The sequence below is a fragment of the Methylomonas sp. EFPC1 genome, assembly GCF_016925515.1.
Classification (GTDB): domain Bacteria; phylum Pseudomonadota; class Gammaproteobacteria; order Methylococcales; family Methylomonadaceae; genus Methylomonas; species Methylomonas defluvii.
In genome coordinates, this window is the sequence record NZ_CP070494.1 from 1504206 (window position 1) to 1523888 (window position 19683).

Annotated in this window: 19 protein-coding genes; 12 read left to right on the forward strand and 7 right to left on the reverse strand. The window is 52.2% G+C overall.

Annotated elements, in window-relative coordinates; translation table 11 throughout:
* Nucleotides 1-7 precede the first annotated feature (7 nt).
* The 5 genes from JWZ98_RS07120 to JWZ98_RS07140 all read left to right on the forward strand — a co-directional run bounded on the left by JWZ98_RS07120 (nt 8) and on the right by JWZ98_RS07140 (nt 6191).
* Nucleotides 8-1558, forward strand: coding sequence for an N-acetylmuramoyl-L-alanine amidase (locus JWZ98_RS07120; protein WP_240348249.1), 1551 nt, complete (start codon nt 8-10; stop codon nt 1556-1558).
* Nucleotides 1559-1643: 85 nt separating this feature from the next.
* Complete coding sequence (mutL, locus tag JWZ98_RS07125; protein WP_205453787.1) at nt 1644-3524, forward strand: DNA mismatch repair endonuclease MutL; 1881 nt, start codon at nt 1644-1646, stop codon at nt 3522-3524.
* On the forward strand, nt 3525-4463 hold the full coding sequence (gene miaA / locus JWZ98_RS07130; protein WP_205453788.1) for a tRNA (adenosine(37)-N6)-dimethylallyltransferase MiaA: 939 nt from the start codon (nt 3525-3527) through the stop codon (nt 4461-4463). It begins immediately after the preceding gene.
* Nucleotides 4456-5055 carry a 5-formyltetrahydrofolate cyclo-ligase gene (locus JWZ98_RS07135; protein WP_205453789.1) on the forward strand — a complete coding sequence of 200 codons (600 nt, stop codon included), beginning with the start codon at nt 4456-4458 and terminating at the stop codon, nt 5053-5055. Before miaA ends, JWZ98_RS07135 begins: the two co-directional genes overlap by 8 nt.
* The gene (locus JWZ98_RS07140; RefSeq protein WP_205453790.1) at nt 5052-6191 is read left to right on the forward strand and encodes a carboxynorspermidine decarboxylase; all 1140 of its coding nucleotides are present in this window, start codon (nt 5052-5054) and stop codon (nt 6189-6191) included. The genes JWZ98_RS07135 and JWZ98_RS07140 overlap by 4 nt, the downstream gene beginning before the upstream one ends.
* A gap of 22 nt (nt 6192-6213) precedes the next feature.
* On the opposite strand, the gene JWZ98_RS07145 is transcribed toward JWZ98_RS07140, so the two are convergent.
* The 5 genes from JWZ98_RS07145 to JWZ98_RS07165 are packed head-to-tail and all read right to left on the reverse strand — an operon-like array spanning nt 6214 to nt 9447.
* Nucleotides 6214-6624 (reverse strand): hypothetical protein, encoded by a 411-nt coding sequence (locus JWZ98_RS07145; RefSeq protein WP_205453791.1) that lies wholly within the window; start codon nt 6622-6624, stop codon nt 6214-6216.
* 5 nt (nt 6625-6629) lie between these two features.
* Nucleotides 6630-7547 (reverse strand): methyltransferase domain-containing protein, encoded by a 918-nt coding sequence (locus JWZ98_RS07150; RefSeq protein WP_205453792.1) that lies wholly within the window; start codon nt 7545-7547, stop codon nt 6630-6632.
* Nucleotides 7548-7603: 56 nt separating this feature from the next.
* Nucleotides 7604-8005 carry a hypothetical protein gene (locus JWZ98_RS07155; RefSeq protein ID WP_205453793.1) on the reverse strand — a complete coding sequence of 134 codons (402 nt, stop codon included), beginning with the start codon at nt 8003-8005 and terminating at the stop codon, nt 7604-7606.
* Entirely contained in the window at nt 7998-8753 is a 756-nt protein-coding gene (locus JWZ98_RS07160; protein WP_205453794.1) for a tRNA threonylcarbamoyladenosine dehydratase, read from the reverse strand. The genes JWZ98_RS07155 and JWZ98_RS07160 overlap by 8 nt, the downstream gene beginning before the upstream one ends.
* Nucleotides 8746-9447 carry a TatD family hydrolase gene (locus JWZ98_RS07165; protein ID WP_205453795.1) on the reverse strand — a complete coding sequence of 234 codons (702 nt, stop codon included), beginning with the start codon at nt 9445-9447 and terminating at the stop codon, nt 8746-8748. Before JWZ98_RS07165 ends, JWZ98_RS07160 begins: the two co-directional genes overlap by 8 nt.
* 93 nt (nt 9448-9540) lie before the next feature.
* Here JWZ98_RS07165 and ettA point away from each other — a divergent pair, with 93 nt between their 5' ends.
* From ettA to JWZ98_RS07200, 7 genes are all read left to right on the forward strand, one after another.
* Nucleotides 9541-11205 carry an energy-dependent translational throttle protein EttA gene (ettA, locus tag JWZ98_RS07170; protein ID WP_205453796.1) on the forward strand — a complete coding sequence of 555 codons (1665 nt, stop codon included), beginning with the start codon at nt 9541-9543 and terminating at the stop codon, nt 11203-11205.
* 191 nt (nt 11206-11396) lie between these two features.
* Complete coding sequence (hfq, locus tag JWZ98_RS07175; protein ID WP_020482487.1) at nt 11397-11639, forward strand: RNA chaperone Hfq; 243 nt, start codon at nt 11397-11399, stop codon at nt 11637-11639.
* An 11-nt stretch (nt 11640-11650) separates the two neighbouring features.
* On the forward strand, nt 11651-12928 hold the full coding sequence (gene hflX, locus JWZ98_RS07180) for a ribosome rescue GTPase HflX (RefSeq protein WP_205453797.1): 1278 nt from the start codon (nt 11651-11653) through the stop codon (nt 12926-12928).
* 153 nt (nt 12929-13081) lie between these two features.
* Nucleotides 13082-14275 (forward strand): FtsH protease activity modulator HflK, encoded by a 1194-nt coding sequence (gene hflK, locus JWZ98_RS07185; protein WP_033157324.1) that lies wholly within the window; start codon nt 13082-13084, stop codon nt 14273-14275.
* Between the two features lies 1 nt (nt 14276).
* Nucleotides 14277-15131 (forward strand): protease modulator HflC, encoded by an 855-nt coding sequence (gene hflC, locus JWZ98_RS07190; RefSeq protein ID WP_033157325.1) that lies wholly within the window; start codon nt 14277-14279, stop codon nt 15129-15131.
* Nucleotides 15132-15201: 70 nt separating this feature from the next.
* The gene (locus JWZ98_RS07195; RefSeq protein WP_205453798.1) at nt 15202-16398 is read left to right on the forward strand and encodes an ATP phosphoribosyltransferase regulatory subunit; all 1197 of its coding nucleotides are present in this window, start codon (nt 15202-15204) and stop codon (nt 16396-16398) included.
* A 42-nt stretch (nt 16399-16440) separates the two neighbouring features.
* A complete protein-coding gene (locus tag JWZ98_RS07200) occupies nt 16441-17736 on the forward strand; it encodes an adenylosuccinate synthase (RefSeq protein WP_205453799.1) in 1296 nt (431 codons plus the stop codon).
* A gap of 104 nt (nt 17737-17840) precedes the next feature.
* Here the strand turns inward: JWZ98_RS07200 and JWZ98_RS07205 are convergent, their stop codons facing one another.
* Together JWZ98_RS07205 and JWZ98_RS07210 are read right to left on the reverse strand one after the other, a co-directional pair.
* Nucleotides 17841-18686: a sulfurtransferase gene (locus tag JWZ98_RS07205; RefSeq protein ID WP_205453800.1), complete on the reverse strand. Its 846-nt coding sequence runs from the start codon at nt 18684-18686 to the stop codon at nt 17841-17843.
* Between the two features lie 2 nt (nt 18687-18688).
* Nucleotides 18689-19666, reverse strand: coding sequence for an NAD(P)H-quinone oxidoreductase (locus JWZ98_RS07210; RefSeq protein WP_205453801.1), 978 nt, complete (start codon nt 19664-19666; stop codon nt 18689-18691).
* Nucleotides 19667-19683: the final 17 nt, after the last annotated feature.

The window sequence follows — 19683 nt, forward strand, 5'->3', positions numbered from 1 at the left end:
GCAGCAGATGTCTAAAATTTTCTGGATATGGGGTTTGTTATTACCCACGTTTTCGGTGCTCGCGGCTCAGACTGAACTGGGTCCGATCAGTTATTCATCCACCAATCAACTGCTGGTCAATTTACCGAGCACGGTCAAGCATCATGCGTTTGTGTTGAAAAGTCCTAATCGTCTGGTTATGGATTTTAGCGATGCCAAAATGGCGCAGGATTTGAATCAACCGGTTGCGGATCATCCCTTGTTTGGTTTTGCCCGCAGCGCAATGCGTAACAACAAGGATTTGCGTATCGTCGTCGAATTGAAATCTGATGCGGACGCCAAAGTCGCGATGGTCGGTAAGAATTTACAAATCGATTTGGCGGCAAAAGATCAGCCAGCGCAGCCGCAATTGACAGCCAAGCCGGCGGAAAGAGCATTTACTCCGGTTGCGGCGGTTAAAACGGAAAAGCAGACAGCTACCCCGGAGGTTGCTGCTGCCGAAAAAGCCGATAAATCCACTAAAAAATCCGAGACCACTGCCAAACCTGTCGCGGTTAAATCCGTCGCCAAAGCCAAGGGTCGTCACATCATTGTGGCCATCGACGCTGGTCATGGCGGCAAAGATGTCGGTGCGCAGGGCGCGAACGGCACGCAAGAAAAAGACGTGGTGTTTGCGATTGCCAAGAGTCTACAAGGCATGGTTAACAGCCAGCCCGGCATGAAAGCGGTGATGATTCGCGATGGTGACTATTTTGTGAAATTAAACGAACGCCGCCGTATTGCCCGCGCGGCCAAGGCAGATTTGTTTGTGTCGATACATGCCGATGCGTTTAGCGACAGCCAGGCGCACGGTGCCTCGGTATATACGTTGGCCAATAAAGGCGCGTCCAGTGCCGGCGCCACGTGGCTGGCTAACAGCGAAAACGCGGTGGATGGCGGTGCTGGCGAGGACAGAGATGACACCTTGACCTCGGTGTTGATGGATTTATCCAATAAGGCGGCGAAGGAAGCCAGTCAAAACATCGGTAATAAGGTGTTGAGAAGCGTGAAGGGTGTTGGTCATTTGCATCGCAATACCGTGCAAAAAGCCGGATTCGTCGTGTTAAAGTCGGCGGAAATTCCGTCGATTCTGGTGGAAACCGCTTTCATTTCCAATCCGGAAGAAGAGCGCCGTTTAAACACCAAGGCTTATCAAAACAAAATGGCCTCGGCGGTATTTAGCGGCATTGTCGGCCACTTTAAACAATATGCTCCGGCCGATACGATGATGGCGCAGCTGAATCGTTCCGGCAAATCCAAAGCTGTGCAATTGGCGGCAGTGGATGTGGATGACAATGAACCGGTGGCTAAAGCAAAACCGGAACAAAAACCGGTGTTGGCGGCTAGAGAGCTGGATGCCGCTCCTGCAACAATCGCGAGCAATAGTACCGGCACGCATCATGTGATCAATCGCGGTGAAACCCTGTCCGGTATCGCCCAGCAATACGGCATAAGCATGCGAGCCTTGCGGATGGCCAATGCGATGAATGACGGCAATGTTCGGGTTGGTCAGGTGTTGCAAATTCCGCATGACAGCTGATTAAACTATCTTAAAGCGGGGCGAATCATTTCGCCCCGTTTCATTTCCATCCGCTAAAATACGCGCTTTTGTTTGAGCGCGGCCAATGCGGATTCATGCTTTACCTACCCAATTAGTCAATCAAATCGCCGCCGGCGAGGTGGTCGAGCGGCCGGCGTCCGTGGTCAAAGAACTGGTGGAAAATTGTTTCGATGCCGGCGCGACGAAGATACAAATTGATGTGGAGCAGGGTGGCACCCGGCAAATTCGGATCCGCGACAACGGTTGCGGCATCGTCAAAGACGATTTGGCGTTGGCTTTATCCCGGCATGCCACCAGCAAGATTGCCTCGTTGGATGACTTGGAGCATGTGATTAGTATGGGGTTTCGCGGTGAGGCCTTGCCTAGCATCAGTTCGGTGGCGCGTTTGACTCTGATTTCCCGTACTGCCGATGCCGAATGCGCCTGGCAGGTCAGCGCCGATGGCACCGAGCAAAACTTCGATCCGCAACCCGACCCGCATCCGCCCGGTACCACGGTGGATGTGCGCGACCTGTTTTATAACACCCCGGCCCGGCGTAAGTTTTTAAAAGCCGAGAAGACCGAGTTTTCTCACATAGAAAGCCTGATTCAAAAATTGGCTTTGGCGCGTTTTGATGTCGGTTTTGTGTTGAATCACAATCAGCGCGAAGTGCTGAATCTGAAACCGGCTGACACCCAAGCCGCCCAGGAAAAACGCATCGCGGCAATTTGCGGCTCGGCTTTTGTCGAGAATTGCGTGAAGATAGATTTTGCGGCGTCGGGCTTGCATTTACACGGCTGGGTGGGTTTGCCGACTTTTTCCCGCAGTCAGCAGGATATGCAGTTTTTCTACGTGAATGGGCGCTTGATCAAAGACCGCTTGGTAGCCCATGCGGTGAAGCAGGCCTATCAGGATGTGCTGTATCACGGTCGGCATCCGGTGTTTGTGTTGTACCTGGAACTCGACCCAGCGCTGGTTGACGTCAATGCGCATCCGACTAAATTGGAGGTGCGGTTTAGGGAAGGACGGATGGTGCACGATTTTCTGTTTCAGGCTTTGCACCGCAGCTTGGCCGATCAACGGCCCGGCGCTACCGCGTTGGCGCAGCACATTGAAACCGTATCGGAAGTTTCGGCGGCGCAAACGCCGCTAGCGCAATTGCGGACGCCTTTGAATCAGCAAACCTCTTTACCGCTGACGATGCCGGAGTCGAGTGTGGATAGCATGTCGCAACGGCCTACACCTGAAGCATTCGGCGCTTATCGCTACCCGTCCGAACGAGCCAATATGTCGGATGTAGCCGAGCAAATTAAAGCCTATGGCAAGCTGTATCCGCAGCCTGAGCGCGCCAGTCCAATCTTGCCAACCGGCGAGTCAGAGATACCGCCGCTGGGTTTTGCCTTGGCGCACATCCACAATATTTACATTCTGGCGGAAACGGCCAACGGTATTATTTTGGTGGATGCCCACGCTGCCCATGAGCGGGTGACGTATGAACGGTTGAAACAGCATTACCACCAACGGGCGATAGTCTCCCAGCCCTTGCTGTTGCCGATCAAATTGCAAGTCACCGCCGCCGAGGCCGATCTGGCGGAGCAAGAGCACGAATTTTTTATGAATCTGGGTTTCGAAATCAACCGTTCCGGCCCCGAAACGGTGGTGCTGAGAGCCACGCCGGCCCTGCTGGCAAAAGCCGACGTCGATCAGTTGGTGCGCGACATCCTCGCCGATCTGGGTACCCACGGCGTCAGTCACAAAGCCCAGGAAAGTATTAACGCGATTTTGGCGACCATGGCTTGTCACAGCTCGGTGCGGGCCAAGCGCAAACTGAGCATCGAAGAAATGAATGCCTTGCTGCGCGACATGGAACAAACCGAGCGCATCGGCCAATGCAACCACGGCAGACCGACCTGGGTGGCGCTGAGCCATCAGGACTTGGACCGGTTTTTCATGCGTGGGCAATAAATGAGCGAGTTGCAAAAACCGTCGGCCATTCTGTTGATGGGGCCGACCGCATCCGGCAAGACCGCGCTGGGCGTGGCGCTGGCGCAAGCCTTGGACACGGAAATCATTAGCGTCGATTCGGCCTTGGTTTATAAAGGCATGGACATCGGCACCGCAAAACCTACCGTCGCCGAGCGCGGCGGCGTGCCGCATCATTTAATCGACATTCTCGACCCTAGCGAAAGTTTTTCCACCGGCCAATTCCGCGACCGCGCTTTGGCCCTGATGGCGGATATGACTGAACGTGGCAAGTTGCCGATTTTGGTGGGAGGGACGATGCTGTACTTCAGCGCACTGACCCAAGGTTTGGCGCAATTGCCGGCAGCCGATCCGGAAATTCGCCAGCGATTGGACGACGAATTGCAAACCTTGGGGAAAGACGCCTTGCATGCCCGCCTGGCGCAAGTCGATCCGCAAGCGGCGGCGCGGATCCACGTCAACGACCCGCAACGTATTCAACGGGCGCTGGAGGTCTTTGAAATCAGCGGTCGGCCGTTATCCAGTTTTTTCGACACGGATCAGCAAGCCGAGCATCCGTACCGGTTTATCAAATTGATTATTGCGCCTGAGCAGCGTAGTACCTTGCATGACAAGATTGCCGAGCGCTTCGATCTGATGTTGAAACACGGTTTTCTCGACGAAGTGCAGGCTTTATGGCGACGCGGCGATCTGGACGAGAGCATGCCGTCGATACGCTGTGTTGGGTATTGGCAGGCTTGGTCCTATCTAAGCGGCGAATACGACCTGGCAACCATGCGGGATAAAGCCATCATCGCCACTCGTCAGTTGGCCAAACGGCAATTTACCTGGCTACGTAAGGAACAGGATGCCCATCATTTGGTTACTGGTTCTAAAGAGCTAGTCGGACAAGCCTTAACCTATTGCCGCGCCTATGAATAAAGCCGAACAACGCCAAATCGCCTACGTAGCGCGCCATGCTCAGGCAGATAAAGATGCGATCAGCACCGACATTTGCCGGCGTGTCGTCGAGCAAGCCTGGTATCAAGCAGCCAAGACGGTGATGTGGTATTTGCATTGCCGCTCAGAGGTGCAGACACTGCCTAGCGTAGCCGCAGAACTAAATGCGGGTAAGCGCATTGTCGTGCCTTATTGTACGGTCGATACGGCGGGTCATAAGCAATTGGGTTTGTGGCAGTTGGAATCACTCGACGAATTACAAGCGGGCATGTGGAATATTCTCGAACCGCCGCGGGCACGTTGGCTGGAGCCGGCAAAACAAGTGGCCGCCGATGAGCTGGATGTGGTCATTGTGCCCGGCGTGGCTTTTGACAAGCAAGGCGGGCGCTTGGGCAACGGTGCCGGTTATTACGACCGGCTACTGCAAAAAGTGCGGCCCGACGCGGTGTTGGCGGCGATTTGCTATGAAGCCCAACTATTGCCGCAGGTGGCAATGGATGCACATGATGTGTTCATGGACTATGTGCTTACCGAGCACGCGATTTATTCAGGCAACAGGCATGCTCAACGATGACTTGGAGCGAGCTAAAGCAACAAATTCCCACCAGCCCCGCCTTGGTGCTGGACGAAGCGCAAATTCTCGCCAATCTAACACCGCTGCAAGCGCTAAAGCAGGCAAGCGGCTGCAAGATTTTGTATTCGATGAAGGCGTTGCCTCTGGCGGCATTACTTTCCTTGATAAAAGATCAAGTCGACGGCTTTTCGGTCAGTTCGCTGTTCGAGGCGCGCTTGGCGAACGAAGTGTTGGCAGATAAGGGCGGTAGCATCCATTTAACGACGCCGGGCTTACGCCCCGACGAGTTCGCTGAGTTGGGCCGGCTATGCAGTCATATCAGTTTCAATTCCTTGCCGCAGCATCAGCGGCTACAGGGGATGGTCGGCGATTATTCGCCAGGTTTGCGAGTTAATCCCAAGCTGTCTTTTGCTGACGATCAACGCTATGACCCGTGCCGGCCGCATTCCAAACTGGGCGTCGATATCGAGCTGTTGCGGGATGGTTTGCCGGCTGGTGTTGAAGGACTGCATTTTCACTCGGTATTTGCCTGCCGGGATTTTAGGCCCTTGCAACACACGCTGGAAAAGCTGCGGCCCATTCTAAAATGCAATCGGCTTAAATGGCTGAATCTGGGCGGCGGCTATTTGTATCACGCCATCGCCGATCACCAGGATGTTGCCGAATTGATCAGGGATGTGCGCGCCGAATTTGGCGTCGATGTGTATCTGGAGCCGGGTAAGGGGCTGGTCGGTAATGCCGGTTATTTGTTGACCACGGTGCTGGATCGGTTTGACAGTGACGGCAAGCAGGTGTTGATTTTGGACACCTCGGTGAATCATCATCCGGAAGTGTTCGAATATCAGATGAAACCGCGCTTGCTGGAAGAAGAGGGTGCCGGTGAACAATCGGCAATTTTGGCGGGCTCGACCTGCCTGGCTGGTGATGTGTTCGGCGAATATCGGTTTGGGCGGATTCCCGAGGTTGGCGAGCGTTTAGTGTTTGCCGACGTGGGGGCGTATTCGCTGATCAAGGCTAACCGGTTTAACGGTTATCAATTGCCGGATGTTTACAGTGTCAATCGGGCCGGCTGGGTGCTGCAAAAACGTGATAGCTATGCCGATTATCGCCGGCAATGGGCGAATAGCGGCGATTAGCGTTTCGCCGCCGGTTTTACGTTTAAGGGTGGGCGTGCTGCGGCGCTTGCTCTTGGTCCAGGCCGCTCATTAGCGCTTCCATCTTCTGAATACTGGCATCGCAGCCTTCGATGCTGGCTTGTACCTTGGCTTTAAAGCGCAGGCCCATGTGTTCGCCATCGCTTTCCCGTTCAGCATATTCGTTCAACAGATGACAGGCATCGTGCATGGTTTGTTCGGCATTTTCGAAGGCCTCATTATCCGGCAATTGCTCGGCTTCACTGAGCATCATCAGTCGGCTTAATATCGTACTCTGGTGGCGGAATACCGATTCGGCGTAGTCGGCGAAGCTGTCGTGTTGGCTATTGGCCGGTACGCTGGCGCAACCGATTGCGCCGCAGCCCATCAGTGTCAACAGAGTCAGAAACTTCAAACGCGGTAAAACCATCGGCATCGTGTTTAAGCCTTTTGCGCAGTAAAAATGCAATATTCGGTGAGTTTTTCGGTAAACAACTGATGTTGGGCCAGACCGACCAAATAGTTGGCGGTTTGTGCCTTGGAACGCAGCCCCAGCCATTGGCTGATGGTTTGTACCGGTTTCAGGCGTTTGGCGACTTTGTACATGTGCTCGACTGAAGCGTGGGTTTGCGCGGTGATGTCGTGACAAACAATCGTTTGAAAACCTTGCTGTTCCAACAAGTCAGTAAATTCGTCGCGCGCACACAGATTCGGTACGGCCCAGCCGTTCAAACAGGTCACGACCGCCTGCCATTGCTGTTCGTTAAATTGCCGCTGCAACACAAAGCCGTCGCAAACCACAATCCGGCCGCCAGGCTTTAATACCCGCCAGGCTTCGCGCAAAAAGTCGCCTTTTTTTAACGCATGACAAGAGCTTTCCAAAGCCCAGACGACATCAAAAGAGGCGTCGGGGAAGGGCGTGGCGCAAAAATCCGCGACTTCGAAATCGACTAATTCTGCAACGCCGTGGCGCTTGGCGTGCTGACGAGCATAGTCGGCTTGCTTGGCGCTGATGGTGATGCCGGTTACCCGATTGCCGTGTTGTTTAGCCATCCAGATCGTGCTGCCGCCGATGCCGCAACCGGCGTCCAGGACTTTGTCGCTGGCCTGAATCCCGGCCTTTTCATAAAGTACCTGATTTTTGTTCAGCAAGGCTTGATGTTGATCGTAAGGCTTGGCCTCGTCCCAATAACCGTAATGCAAGGCCAGATTGTCGCGGTTGCACCAAGCTACCAGATAATCGTTGTAACAGTCATCGTAGTGCTTGGCGGCGTCGGCCTGTAGTTCGCTGCTGGATAATTCGGTGTCATCGCGCAGGCTTTGGTCGCGGTAATCTTGGTTGGGTTCTAGGGTGTACATCGTAGCGGGAATCGAGGAACGGGACGGCTGAGCGTAAGGCAAGGTAAACGGCCGAATTAGTTGGGTTGCCGGCCATTATAATTCAGATCGGCGATTCGCTTCATGTTAGCCGACAGATTGTTGAATTGCGGGTGATTGATTTCCAGCAATGCAAATATCTGTTTTATGGTTAAGTCTTTGATTTGTTCCGGTTCCATGCCAAAGCGAATCTTGAACAAACGCCGCTGTTTGCCTACTGGTAGGGCTGACAGAATTTCGCTTAAACGCTGATCGATCAATTGTCTAGCCAAGGCCATTTCCGGACTCATGTTTTCGTCTTTCGCTTGAAAACTGGGTTGAGCAGGCGCGGGAGCCGGCTGATTTGCCGTGGCCGCGCGCTGCCGCATCTCCTGCAAACGCGAACTTTTGCCTGGATTGACCAGTAAGGAATCCGCTGGACGGCTGGGTAATTTATCCATGATGTTTATTGTGGTGCGAATGTACGGGATCGTGAATCAAGTTGCGGATGACTACCGAAGCGCAGACGCCGCCGAACGCCGCCGGCAAATAGGAAATCGTGCCGTAAGCGGACTTTTTATAATTGCTGCCATCGGTAAACATCAACGAATCTTTATTCACCACTTCCGGCGAAAACACCACCTTCACGCCGCGGCTGATGCCGTGTTTGCGCAAACGTGTGCGAATGAATTGCGCAAACGGGCAGTTGTAGGTTTTGGAAATGTCCACCACTTTCAGGTGGGTCGGATCCATCTTGCCGCCGGCGCCCATCGAGCTAACGATTTTCATGTTGCGGGCCTTGGCGGCGCGAATCAGGTGGATTTTTGGGGTCAAACTGTCGATAGCGTCGACGATGTAATCGTAATGGGTGGTCAGCAAATCGGCGGCGGTGTCCGGGGTGATGAATTCGTGGCGGATATGCAATTTCAAATCCGGATTGATCGCCAACAAACGCTCGCCCATGATGTCGGCCTTGGATTGGCCGTGCGTGGTCGATAATGCAGGCAGTTGGCGGTTACGATTGCTCGGGTCTACCACATCGCCATCGACGATGGTCATTTCGCCGACGCCGGCCCGACAGATAAATTCGGCGGCAAACGAGCCCACGCCGCCCATGCCCACCACCAACACATGGGATTGTTGCAGCTTGTCCAGTTTGGGCTTGCCGATCAGTAGTTCGGTGCGGGAAAGCCAGCTTAAATCAGTCATGCAGAAATACTCGTTTGAAATTGCTCAGGATTTGTTGGCGCAAGGTTGCGATGTCCAAATCAAGCATTTTAGCCGCTGCGGCATATATCGCGTCAATGGATACGTTTGCGGTGTCGGTTTCCAGGAATAGGCGATCAGTTGGCGTGCATCTTAGTGCTTCGCCGGCATGGCTGCGAGGATTTAGCAAGGCGGCGCCAAAGGATAGATAAACCCCGTGTCTCAGTAATTGTTCAGCCAAGGCAGGGTTGCCGTTAAAGCCGTGAATGACCCACGGCGTCTGGATGTTTGGAGTGGATTTTTTAATCTGGATCAGCTCGTTGAAGGCGCGTACGCAATGAATGATCAACGGTTTGCCAAGTTGGTTGGCGAGCTTGATCTGGCCTATGAATGCGGGGATTTGCATAGCCAACGGCGTGGCAATAGCTTTGTCCAGTCCGCATTCGCCAATTGCCAATAGCTGTGGATCAAGGCTTGCTGCGCTGATTTTCCATAAAGCGGTTTCGGCGTCTTCTTTATCGAGATGCCAGGGATGTAGACCCAAGCTGTAAAAACCGTGGCGTCTTGCCGTGACGTCGAAATCCTGGGTGGCGATGCTGAGCATTTCAACAGTCTGCTGGGTGCCGGTTTGGTGGCAATGGATGTCAATGTAGGCATCGGCCAAGCTCAGCGGCTCCGTAGCTGTTTCAATTTTCACTGAATTACCACCTGATACTCGATAAAAATTAACACCCTTAAAAAACCGTTATCGCACGGTATAATGCTATTTTATTTCTTCAGCAGAAAAACAATGGCGCAATATATTTTCTCGATGAACCGGGTCGGCAAGATCGTACCGCCCAAGAAGTACATCCTTAAAGACATTTCCTTATCGTTTTTTCCTGGCGCCAAAATCGGTGTGCTCGGTTTAAACGGCTCCGGTAAATCCACGCTGCTGCGCATCATGGCTGGCATCGACAAGGAAATCGAAGGCGAAGCGATTCCGCTGAAAGGCACAAAGATCGGCTATCTGCCGCAAGAACCGCAACTGGATCCGAACAAAACCGTGCGCGGCAATATCGAGGAAGCGGTTGCGGAAATCAAAGATGTATTGGCCAGATTGGATGCTGTTTACGCCGCTTACGCGGAGCCGGATGCCGATTTCGACGCTCTGGCCGCCGAACAAGCCAAGCTGGAGGACATTATCAATGCGTGTGACGGCCACAACCTGGATCGCACGCTGGAAGTAGCGGCCGATGCCTTGCGTTTACCGGATTGGGATGCCGATGTCACCAAATTGTCCGGCGGCGAAAAGCGCCGGGTGGCACTGTGTCGCTTGTTGCTGTCCAAGCCCGACATGTTATTGCTCGACGAGCCGACCAATCATTTGGATGCCGAGTCGGTGGCGTGGCTGGAGCGCTTTCTGCATGACTATCCCGGCACCGTGGTGGCTGTAACCCATGATAGATACTTCCTCGACAATGTGGCCGGCTGGATTTTGGAGCTGGATCGCGGCATGGGTATTCCTTGGGAAGGTAATTATTCGTCTTGGCTGGAACAAAAGGAAAAACGCCTGGAGTTGGAGGAGAAGCAGGAATCCTCTCGGCAAAAAGCCATGAAAGCCGAGTTGGAATGGGTGCGTTCAAACCAAAAAGGCCGGCACGCGAAGAGCAAAGCGCGTCTGGCGCGCTTTGAAGAATTGTCGTCAGTCGAAACGCAAAAACGTAACGAGACCCAGGAAATTTATATTCCACCTGGCCCGCGTTTAGGCGATGTAGTGATTGACGTCGAGAACGTTAGCAAGGGGTTTGGCGATAGATTGTTGATCAACAATCTCAGTTTCAAACTGCCACCAGGCGGGATTGTCGGCATCATCGGTCCTAACGGGGCTGGTAAAACCACATTGTTTCGGATGATGGCTGGTTTTGAAAAACCGGATGCCGGCGACATCGAATTTGGTCAAACCGTGCAGATGGCCTATGTCGATCAGTTGCGCGACGACATGGACAACAACAAAACGGTTTGGGAAGAAATCTCCGACGGTCTGGATATGATCACCGTCGGCAAATACGAGACGCCATCGCGGGCTTATATCGGCCGGTTTAACTTTAAAGGTGGGGATCAACAAAAACGCATCGGCGAATTATCGGGCGGCGAACGCAATCGTGTGCATTTGGCCAAGCTGTTGAAAAGCGGCGGCAACGTGTTATTACTTGACGAGCCGACTAACGATTTGGATGTGGAAACCTTGCGGGCACTGGAAGAGGCTTTATTGGCTTTCCCCGGTTGTGCAGTAGTGATCTCGCATGATCGCTGGTTCCTGGATCGTATCGCCACGCACATGCTGGCATTCGAAGGCGATAGCGAAGTGGTCTGGTTTGAAGGCAATTATGCCGACTACGAAGCCGATAGGCATCGCCGCTTGGGTACCGATGCCGACAATCCGCGTCGTATCAAATATAAAAAAATCGGCTAAGCTGAACTTAAGCAGTTGTTGTTATTTTCGCAACGGCTTTGCTAATAAAGATTCGATTGAACTTGAAATAGCGGCGAGCAGTCCCAAAGTCACTAACAGTTTTTTATTGATCCGTAGCCCGCGTGTTGAAATTGGTGGGTCTAGCGGGTAATGTATTAATAGCGCACCGAACAATAATAAGGAGAAATAGGATGTCGAAAGCACAAAACTTGCAGGACAACTTTTTGAATGCCCTCAGAAAAGAACACACCCCCGTGTCGATTTTTTTGGTTAACGGTATCAAACTGCAAGGCCGCGTCGATTCTTTCGACCAATACGTGGTGATGCTGAAAAACACTGTGAATCAGATGGTTTACAAGCATGCCATATCCACTATCGTTCCCGGCAAAAATGTCACGATGCACCGTGACCCCGACGTTAGCGACGAAAGCTAAGAGGTTATTTTTTGTTTGAACGTCCCGATGCGGGTGAACGAGCTATTCTCGTTCACCTCAATTTGCAAGTTGGTCAAGAAGACCTCGACGAGCTGAAAGAACTAACCAAATCCGCAGGCGCCCAACCCACTCATGTAGTCACCGGTAGCCGGTATCGGCCTGATCCGAAATATTTTGTCGGCACGGGCAAGGTTGAAGAAATCAGGTCGGCGATCATCGAGCACGAAGCCAATATCGTTATCGTCAATCATCCACTCACACCCAGCCAAGAGCGTAATTTGGAGAAAGCCCTGGAAGTCAGGGTGGTGGATCGCAACGGCCTGATCCTGGATATTTTTGCGCAGCGGGCGCAGACCTTCGAAGGTAAATTACAGGTCGAACTGGCGCAACTTAAACATTTGTCGACTCGATTGATTCGCGGCTGGACGCACTTGGAACGGCAAAAAGGCGGTATCGGTTTGCGTGGGCCTGGCGAAACCCAGTTGGAAACCGATAGACGATTGTTGGCGGTGCGTATCAAGCAGATTCAACAGCGCCTGGGTAAGGTTGAAAAGCAGCGCCATCAAGGCCGAAGTAAGCGTAAAAAGGCCGAAACTCCTACCGTATCTTTAGTTGGCTATACCAACGCCGGTAAGTCCACCTTGTTTAACACCTTAACCGGTGCCGACATTTATGCGGCCGATCAATTGTTTGCCACATTGGATCCCACCTTGCGGCAATTGTCGCTGAGTAATGGCGGCGAAATTATTTTGGCCGATACCGTGGGCTTTATTCGGCATTTACCTCATGAATTGGTGGCGGCGTTCAGATCTACGTTGCAAGAAGCCAGCGAGGCGGATTTGCTGTTGCACGTGATTGATGCGGCGGCGGAAGATCGCGAAGATACGATCTATCAGGTTAACCAAGTCTTGAGCGACATCGACGCCGCTAAAATCCCCCAGTTGATGGTATTCAACAAAATCGATTTGCTTGAGGATGTGGCGCCGCATATTGATTACGATGCTGACGGTAAGCCTGTCAGCGTCTGGATTTCCGCGCAAAACGGGGTAGGCTGTGATTTGTTGCAGCAGGCTCTGTCCGAATTATTCGCGAGCAGTAAGGTGATTCGAAAGTGCTTTTTGCCAGCCAGCCAAGCCGGATTAAAAGCAAAGTTATTCACTTTTGTGAAAATAATCGACGAGGTCAATAACGATAGCGGCGATTGCGAATTGACTATAGAAATCGACAAAAAGCATTTGGGCTTGTTGAAGGGTATTGACGTTCATGAGCAGGCTCAGCCGGGGGATTGACGTAAGAATCCCCCAGTTATTTGCTCGGAAATGGTTAAGTTACGATAGAATGGCGACTTTTCGGATAGACCAGCCAGTGCTTCGAATCATCGAACAGGCGGTCATTACGAAATAGCTTTAGAGTTTTCAAATCCAATCTTTGGAGTGTTTGGTATGTCTTGGAATGAACCCGGCGGTGGTAAAAAAGACCCCTGGAGTGGTCGTAATGATAAGAATGATCCACCCGATTTGGACGAGGTAATTCGTTCGCTACAGGACAAGCTGGGCGGTATTTTCGGTGGCGGTTCTAAAGGTGGTATCGGTAATGGCCCGTCGATGAAAGGTGTCGGTTTGCTGGCTGCCGGTGCAATCGTTCTATGGGGTTTGAGCGGATTCTATACCGTCGACGAAGGTACGCGCGGCGTGGTGACTCGCTTCGGTGCCTATGTCAATACCACACAGCCCGGTCTGAATTGGCATATCCCGTCGCCTATAGAGCAAGTGGCGGTCATCAATGTCGAGCAGCAACGCTTTATTGAAGTGGGTTACCGTTCCGGTGGCGGGCAGGGTATGGGTTCAGTGCCTAAGGAAGCGATGATGCTGACTAAAGACGAAAATATCGTCGACGTCCGTTTGGCTGTCCAATACCAAGTCAAAGATGCCAAGGACTATGCGTTCAACGTACTCGACCCTGCCTCAACGCTGAAACAAGTCACCGAAAGCGTGCAGCGCGGTGTGATTGGCCGTAGCGATATGGATTTTGTGCTGACCGAAGGCCGTAGCGACATTGTTTTGGCGGTTAAGTCAGAAATTCAAGCGGTCATGGATGCCTACAAAACCGGTATTTTGATCACCAGCGTCAACTTGCAGGACGCGCAGCCACCTGAACAAGTACAAGGTTCTTTCGAAGATGCCATCAAGGCGCGGGAAGACAAGCAGCGCTTGATCAACGAAGCTGAAGCCTATTCTAACGACGTAGTGCCCAAAGCCCGTGGTGCCGCTTCACGTATCGTGCAGGAATCTGAAGCCTACAAAGAAAAAGTGATTGCCCGCGCAAACGGTGATGTCAGCCGCTTCTCGCAATTGCTGGCCGAATACAAAAAAGCACCGGCGGTAACCAAGCAGCGGATGTATATCGAAGCAATGGAATTGGTCCTGGGCCGTTCCAACAACGTGCTGGTGGATGTGAAAGGCGGTAATAACATTATGTATCTGCCGTTGGAAAAGTTGGCGAATAAGGCTGCTGAAGATGCCGCCCCGGCCCCCGTAGTCAGCCACGAGCCGGTTTCTTTAAGCCCCCAACCTGTGAAAGAAATTAAAACCGATGTGCGCACGTCAAGCCGTGAACGCGATGTGAGAGGACGCTAAGATGGGAAATAAGATTTTAGTCGCCGTTGGCGCAGTAGTCATCTTGCTCTCGATGTCGGTATTTACCGTGGCAGAAACCGAGCGGGTAATTAAGTTTCAATTAGGCGAGATTGTCGGTGCCGATTTCCAACCGGGCATGCACTTTAAACTGCCGTTTATCAATAATGTTAAAAAGTTCGAAGCGCGCATTCTGACCATGGATTCCACGCCGGAGCGCTTTTTAACGGCGGAAAAGAAAAATGTTATCGTTGATTCGTTTGTCAAATGGCGGATAGGTGATGTCAAGACCTTTTACACCACCGTTGCCGGTGATGTGAACCAGGCTAATATTCGTCTCGATCAAATCATCAAAGATTCTGCACGCAGCGAGTTTAGCAAACGCGAGATCAAACAACTGGTATCTACGGATCGCAGTGCCATTCGCGATGCTTTGATTACCAATGTCTCGCCGCATGCAGCAAAATTAGGCATCACGATCGTTGACGTTCAAGTAAAACGCATTGATTTGCCAGCGGAAGTCAGCACCTCGGTTTATCAAAGAATGGAAGCCGAACGGGCGCGGGTTGCTCGCGAGTTTCGTTCGCAAGGCTCCGAAGCCGCCGAGCGGATTCGCGCTGATGCAGACAAGCAGCGCGAGATCATTTTGGCGAATGCTTACCGTGACTCTGAAGTAATGCGAGGCGAAGGGGATGCCAAAGCCGCTGATATTTTCGCTAAAGCATACAGTGAAGACAGCGATTTCTTTGCGTTTTATCGTAGCCTGATAGCATATAAAGAAAGCTTGGGCAAATCCGGCAACATCATGGTGCTGGAACCGAATTCCGACTTCTTCAAATATTTCAAGAATCAGAAATAACCTCCATTTGAATGACTAGTAGTCAAACGCCCCGCTATGCGGGGCGTTTGCTGTGTTTGAGACAGACAAAATGCAAAAAAAAGACACCTGGCTATTGCCGGAAGGAATTAGCGAAGTATTGCCGGAACAAGCCGCGCATCTGGAGAAGTTGCGCAGAAAGCTTTTGGATACTTTCGCCTGCTGGGGTTACCAGTTGGTCATTCCGCCGTTTGTGGACTTTCTCCACTCCTTGCTGATCGGTTCAGGACATGACCTGGATTTACAGACGTTTAAGCTGACCGATCAATTGAGCGGCGAAATGTTGGGGGTGCGCGCGGATATGACGCCGCAAGTGGCGAGAATCGATGCTCATCACTTCCAGCACGACGGTCCAACTCGCTTGTGCTATGCCGGTACTGTGCTTCACACTTTGGGCGATCCCCTGGAAAAAAGCCGTAGCCCGATGCAAATTGGTGCTGAACTATACGGGCATGCTGGTCTGGAAAGTGATTACGAAGTCATCCAGTTAATGCTGGAAATGTTGGCGATTAGCGGTTTGCAAAACGTGCATCTGGATTTAGGGCATGTGGCTATCTACCGAGCTTTGGCTGAACATGCCGGTCTTGATCCGCAACAGGAAGCTGAATTGTTCGATGTTCTGCAGCGTAAGGCCAGAACTGAGCTAGCGGAAATGCTTGCCGAGTTTAATATAGACGCGCGCTATAAAGACGTCTTCAATGCTTTGCCTAAACTGAATGGCGGCCGGGATGTACTTGATAAAGCTAAAGCCTTATTGACCGGTTTTGCCGGTGCTGATGAAATTGCCGGCGCCTTGGCGGATTTGCAGGGTATAGCCGATAAATTACGCCGAGATTTTCCGGCGTTGACGGTGAGTTTCGATTTGGCCGAGTTGCGGGGGTATCACTATCATACCGGCATGGTATTCGCCGCTTTCGTGCCTGCTTTGGGCAAGGAAATTGCCCGCGGCGGCCGCTACGATAATATCGGCGAAGTATTCGGCCGAGCGCGAGCCGCTACCGGTTTTAGTGCAGATTTAAAAGTATTGGCGGGCATGTATAAAGTCGATGACGAAGCAGCGCAGTTAGTGTTTGCCCCTTTTGCGGAAGATGCTGATTTGCGGGAAGCTATTAGAGATTTACGTGCGCAAGGCGTGGCAGTGATTCAACATCTGCCGGAACAACAAGGCGGCGCTGAACAGCAGGGCTGCAATGCTATTTTAGAAAAACACAATCAACGCTGGGTTGTTAAATCAATAAGCTGTCGTTAGATCAATAAGCTGTCGTTAAACCACTAGTTTAAGGTTAGAAATATGGGAAAGAATGTTGTTGTTATCGGCACGCAATGGGGCGATGAAGGTAAAGGTAAGCTGGTCGATCTTTTAACCGAACAAGCTGCTGCGGTGGTGCGCTTTCAAGGCGGCCACAATGCCGGTCACACCTTGGTGATTAACGGCGAAAAAACCGTATTGCATCTGATTCCGTCCGGTGTATTGCGGGAAGGCGTGCAATGCATGATAGGCAATGGCGTCGTGCTGTGCCCGGAAGCGTTATTGAAGGAAATCGAGATTTTGGAAAAATCCGGCGTACCGGTCCGGCATAGGTTGCAGATCAGCGAAGCTTGCGCATTGATTTTACCGATACACGTCGCTATCGATCAGGCTCGTGAGAAGGCTAGAGGCAGCAAGGCCATCGGCACGACTGGCCGCGGTATTGGGCCTGCCTATGAAGACAAGGTGGCCAGACGCGGCTTGCGAGCCGGCGATTTGCGCAATACCGAAGAATTCGCCGCTCGCTTAAAAGAGCTGGTCGAATATCACAACTTCATGCTGATTAATTATTACCATGCCGAGCCGGTTAATTATGACGAGGTACTGGCAAATACCTTGCGTTTGGGTGAGATCATCAAGCCGATGCTGACCGACGTTGGCGAGGCTATCTACAGCTATCAAAACCAAGGCGAAAACGTGCTGTTCGAAGGCGCGCAGGGCGCGCTGCTCGATATAGACCACGGTACTTATCCCTACGTCACTTCATCCAATACTACGGCGGGCGGTGCGGCTACCGGTACTGGGTTAGGGCCTTTGGCGCTGGATTATGTTTTGGGTATTACTAAAGCCTATTCCACTCGCGTCGGTAACGGCCCGTTCCCCACCGAATTGCTGGATCATTACGGCGAGCATCTGGGCGTGAAAGGCCACGAGTTTGGCGCTACTACGGGTCGTAAACGCCGTTGCGGCTGGTTCGACGCGGTGTCGATGCGTAAATCGGCACAATTAAATAGCTTGAGCGGTATCTGCCTGACCAAGCTTGACGTGCTGGATGGTCTGGATAAAATTGGTATCTGCACCGCTTACAAGATTAACGGCGAAATGACTGAAACTGCCCCGCTGGGCGCTGATCAATATGCCGCATGTGAAGCCGTGATCGAGGAAATGCCGGGTTGGACAGGTACGACTGCTGGCGTTACTGATTTTGCACAATTGCCGGAAAATGCCAAAGCCTATATTGCTAGGCTGGAACAACTGGTCGGTGTAAAAGTCACGATCTTGTCTACGGGCCCGGACAGGAACGAAACCATAGTCTTGGAAAATCCGTTCCAGGCTTAACGCTTAAGCAATAAACCTGCCTTTAAGACGCTGAATATATTCAGCGTCTTTACAGTTTTAGTCGTTCAGAAAATACAGCACAGCTGTTTATGTTTATGCTGGGGTCAATCTCTAGCGACAGCTCTATTCCGGTTAGTAATCCAGTCGCTCCATGAGCCGGCGTAAAGTTTAGAACCCTTTAGTCCTGCAATTTCCATCGCTAACAGGTTGTGACAGGCGGTCACTCCCGATCCGCACATGTGTACTACTTGCTCGGCTGGATAAGGAGCTACTAGCGCGCTAAATTGCTGGTGTAACTGATCGGTGGGTAAAAATAATCCCGATTTGTCCAGATTGGTTTGCAAGGGCCTATTTCGCGCTTTGGGTACATGGCCGGCTACTGGGTCTATAGGCTCTTGTCGACCATGAAAGCGTTCAGGTGCCCTGGCATCTATCAAGGTGAATTTTCGTGTCGCCAAACCGTTTGCCACTTGATCGGCATCCAGCCATTGTTTGTTGTCCAGATAGACGCGGAATTGACTGGCGGTAATGTTTGGAAGCACGGTAGTGACCGGAAAATCTTGCTTTTGCCAGCGCGTAAATCCGCCATCCAGCACCGCGACTTGAGTATGGCCCATCGTGCGTAGCAGCCACCACATCCGCCCGGCAAACGCGCCACCGGCATCGTCGTACACCACGATTTGACTGCGGTTGTTGACGCCCCAATCGCCCAACTTTGTACCTAATACGTTAAAGTCAGGCAATGGATGGCGGCCGGTATACGATCGCACCGGTGAAGACAAATCCTGGTTTAAATCAGCATAGCGCGCACCGGGAATATGGCCTTGTCGATAGGATTTATGACCGGCTGTCACATCGGCAAGCGAGAAACGGCAGTCGAATATTCGCCAATCCGGATTGTTCAAATTAGCAGCCAGAGTGTCTGCGGAAACCAGTGTGGTGTAGGGCATGCTTATATCTCCAAAATAATTTTACCGATATGTTGGCTGCTTTCCATGCGCTCGTGGGCTTGCGCGGCCCTAGCTAGTGGAAAAACCGAATCGATGATGGGTTTGATTTGGCCGGATTCCAGTAGCGGCCAAACCTTTGCAAAAAGTTGTTGGGCTATTTTAGCTTTGAAATCATCGTTGCGGGGGCGCAAGGTAGTGCCGGCAATGGTCAGGCGCTTCATTAGCACGGATGCCAGATTAATTTCGCTTTTACCGCCGTTTTGGATGGCAATTTGTTGGAGTCGGCCATCGATAGCCAGACATTTCAAGTTGCGCGGCAAGTAGTCGCCGCCGATCATGTCTAAAATTACATCAACGCCTTTGCCATCTGTCTGATGCATAACGGCTTCGACAAAGTCCTGCTGCCGATAATTTATGCTCAGGTCCGCGCCGAGCTCTCGACAAAACTGGCATTTATCATCGCTGCCAGCCGTCACTATCACTTGGCTACCGAAGGCTTTGCCGAGTTGAATCGCGCTGGTGCCGATACCGCTGGTACCGCCATGAACTAATAAACTTTCGCCGGCTTGCAGTTTCGCGCGATCAAATAGGTTGCTCCACACTGTAAAAAAAGTTTCCGGCAGCGCGGCGGCCTGAATAAAACTGAAGCCTTGCGGTATCGGCAGGCAGCAACAGGCGCTTGCCAGGGAATATTCCGCATAACCGCCGCCGGTCAGTAGGGCGCAAACGGGATCGCCAATCTTAAGGTCTTTTACTTCGCTGCCGAGCTCGGTGATAGTTCCCGCTACTTCCAGGCCTAGAACTGGGGATGCGCCGGGTGGCGGAGGGTACAGGCCTTTGCGTTGCATCAGGTCCGGGCGGTTTACTCCGGCTGCGGCCACTTTGATCAATACTTGATGTGGGGCGGGTGAGGGTAGAGCTTGATCGGCGACGATTAAATCGGTCAACTCAGAGGAGCGATAAATCTCGATGGCGCGCATGGTGTTAAGCTTTGCGG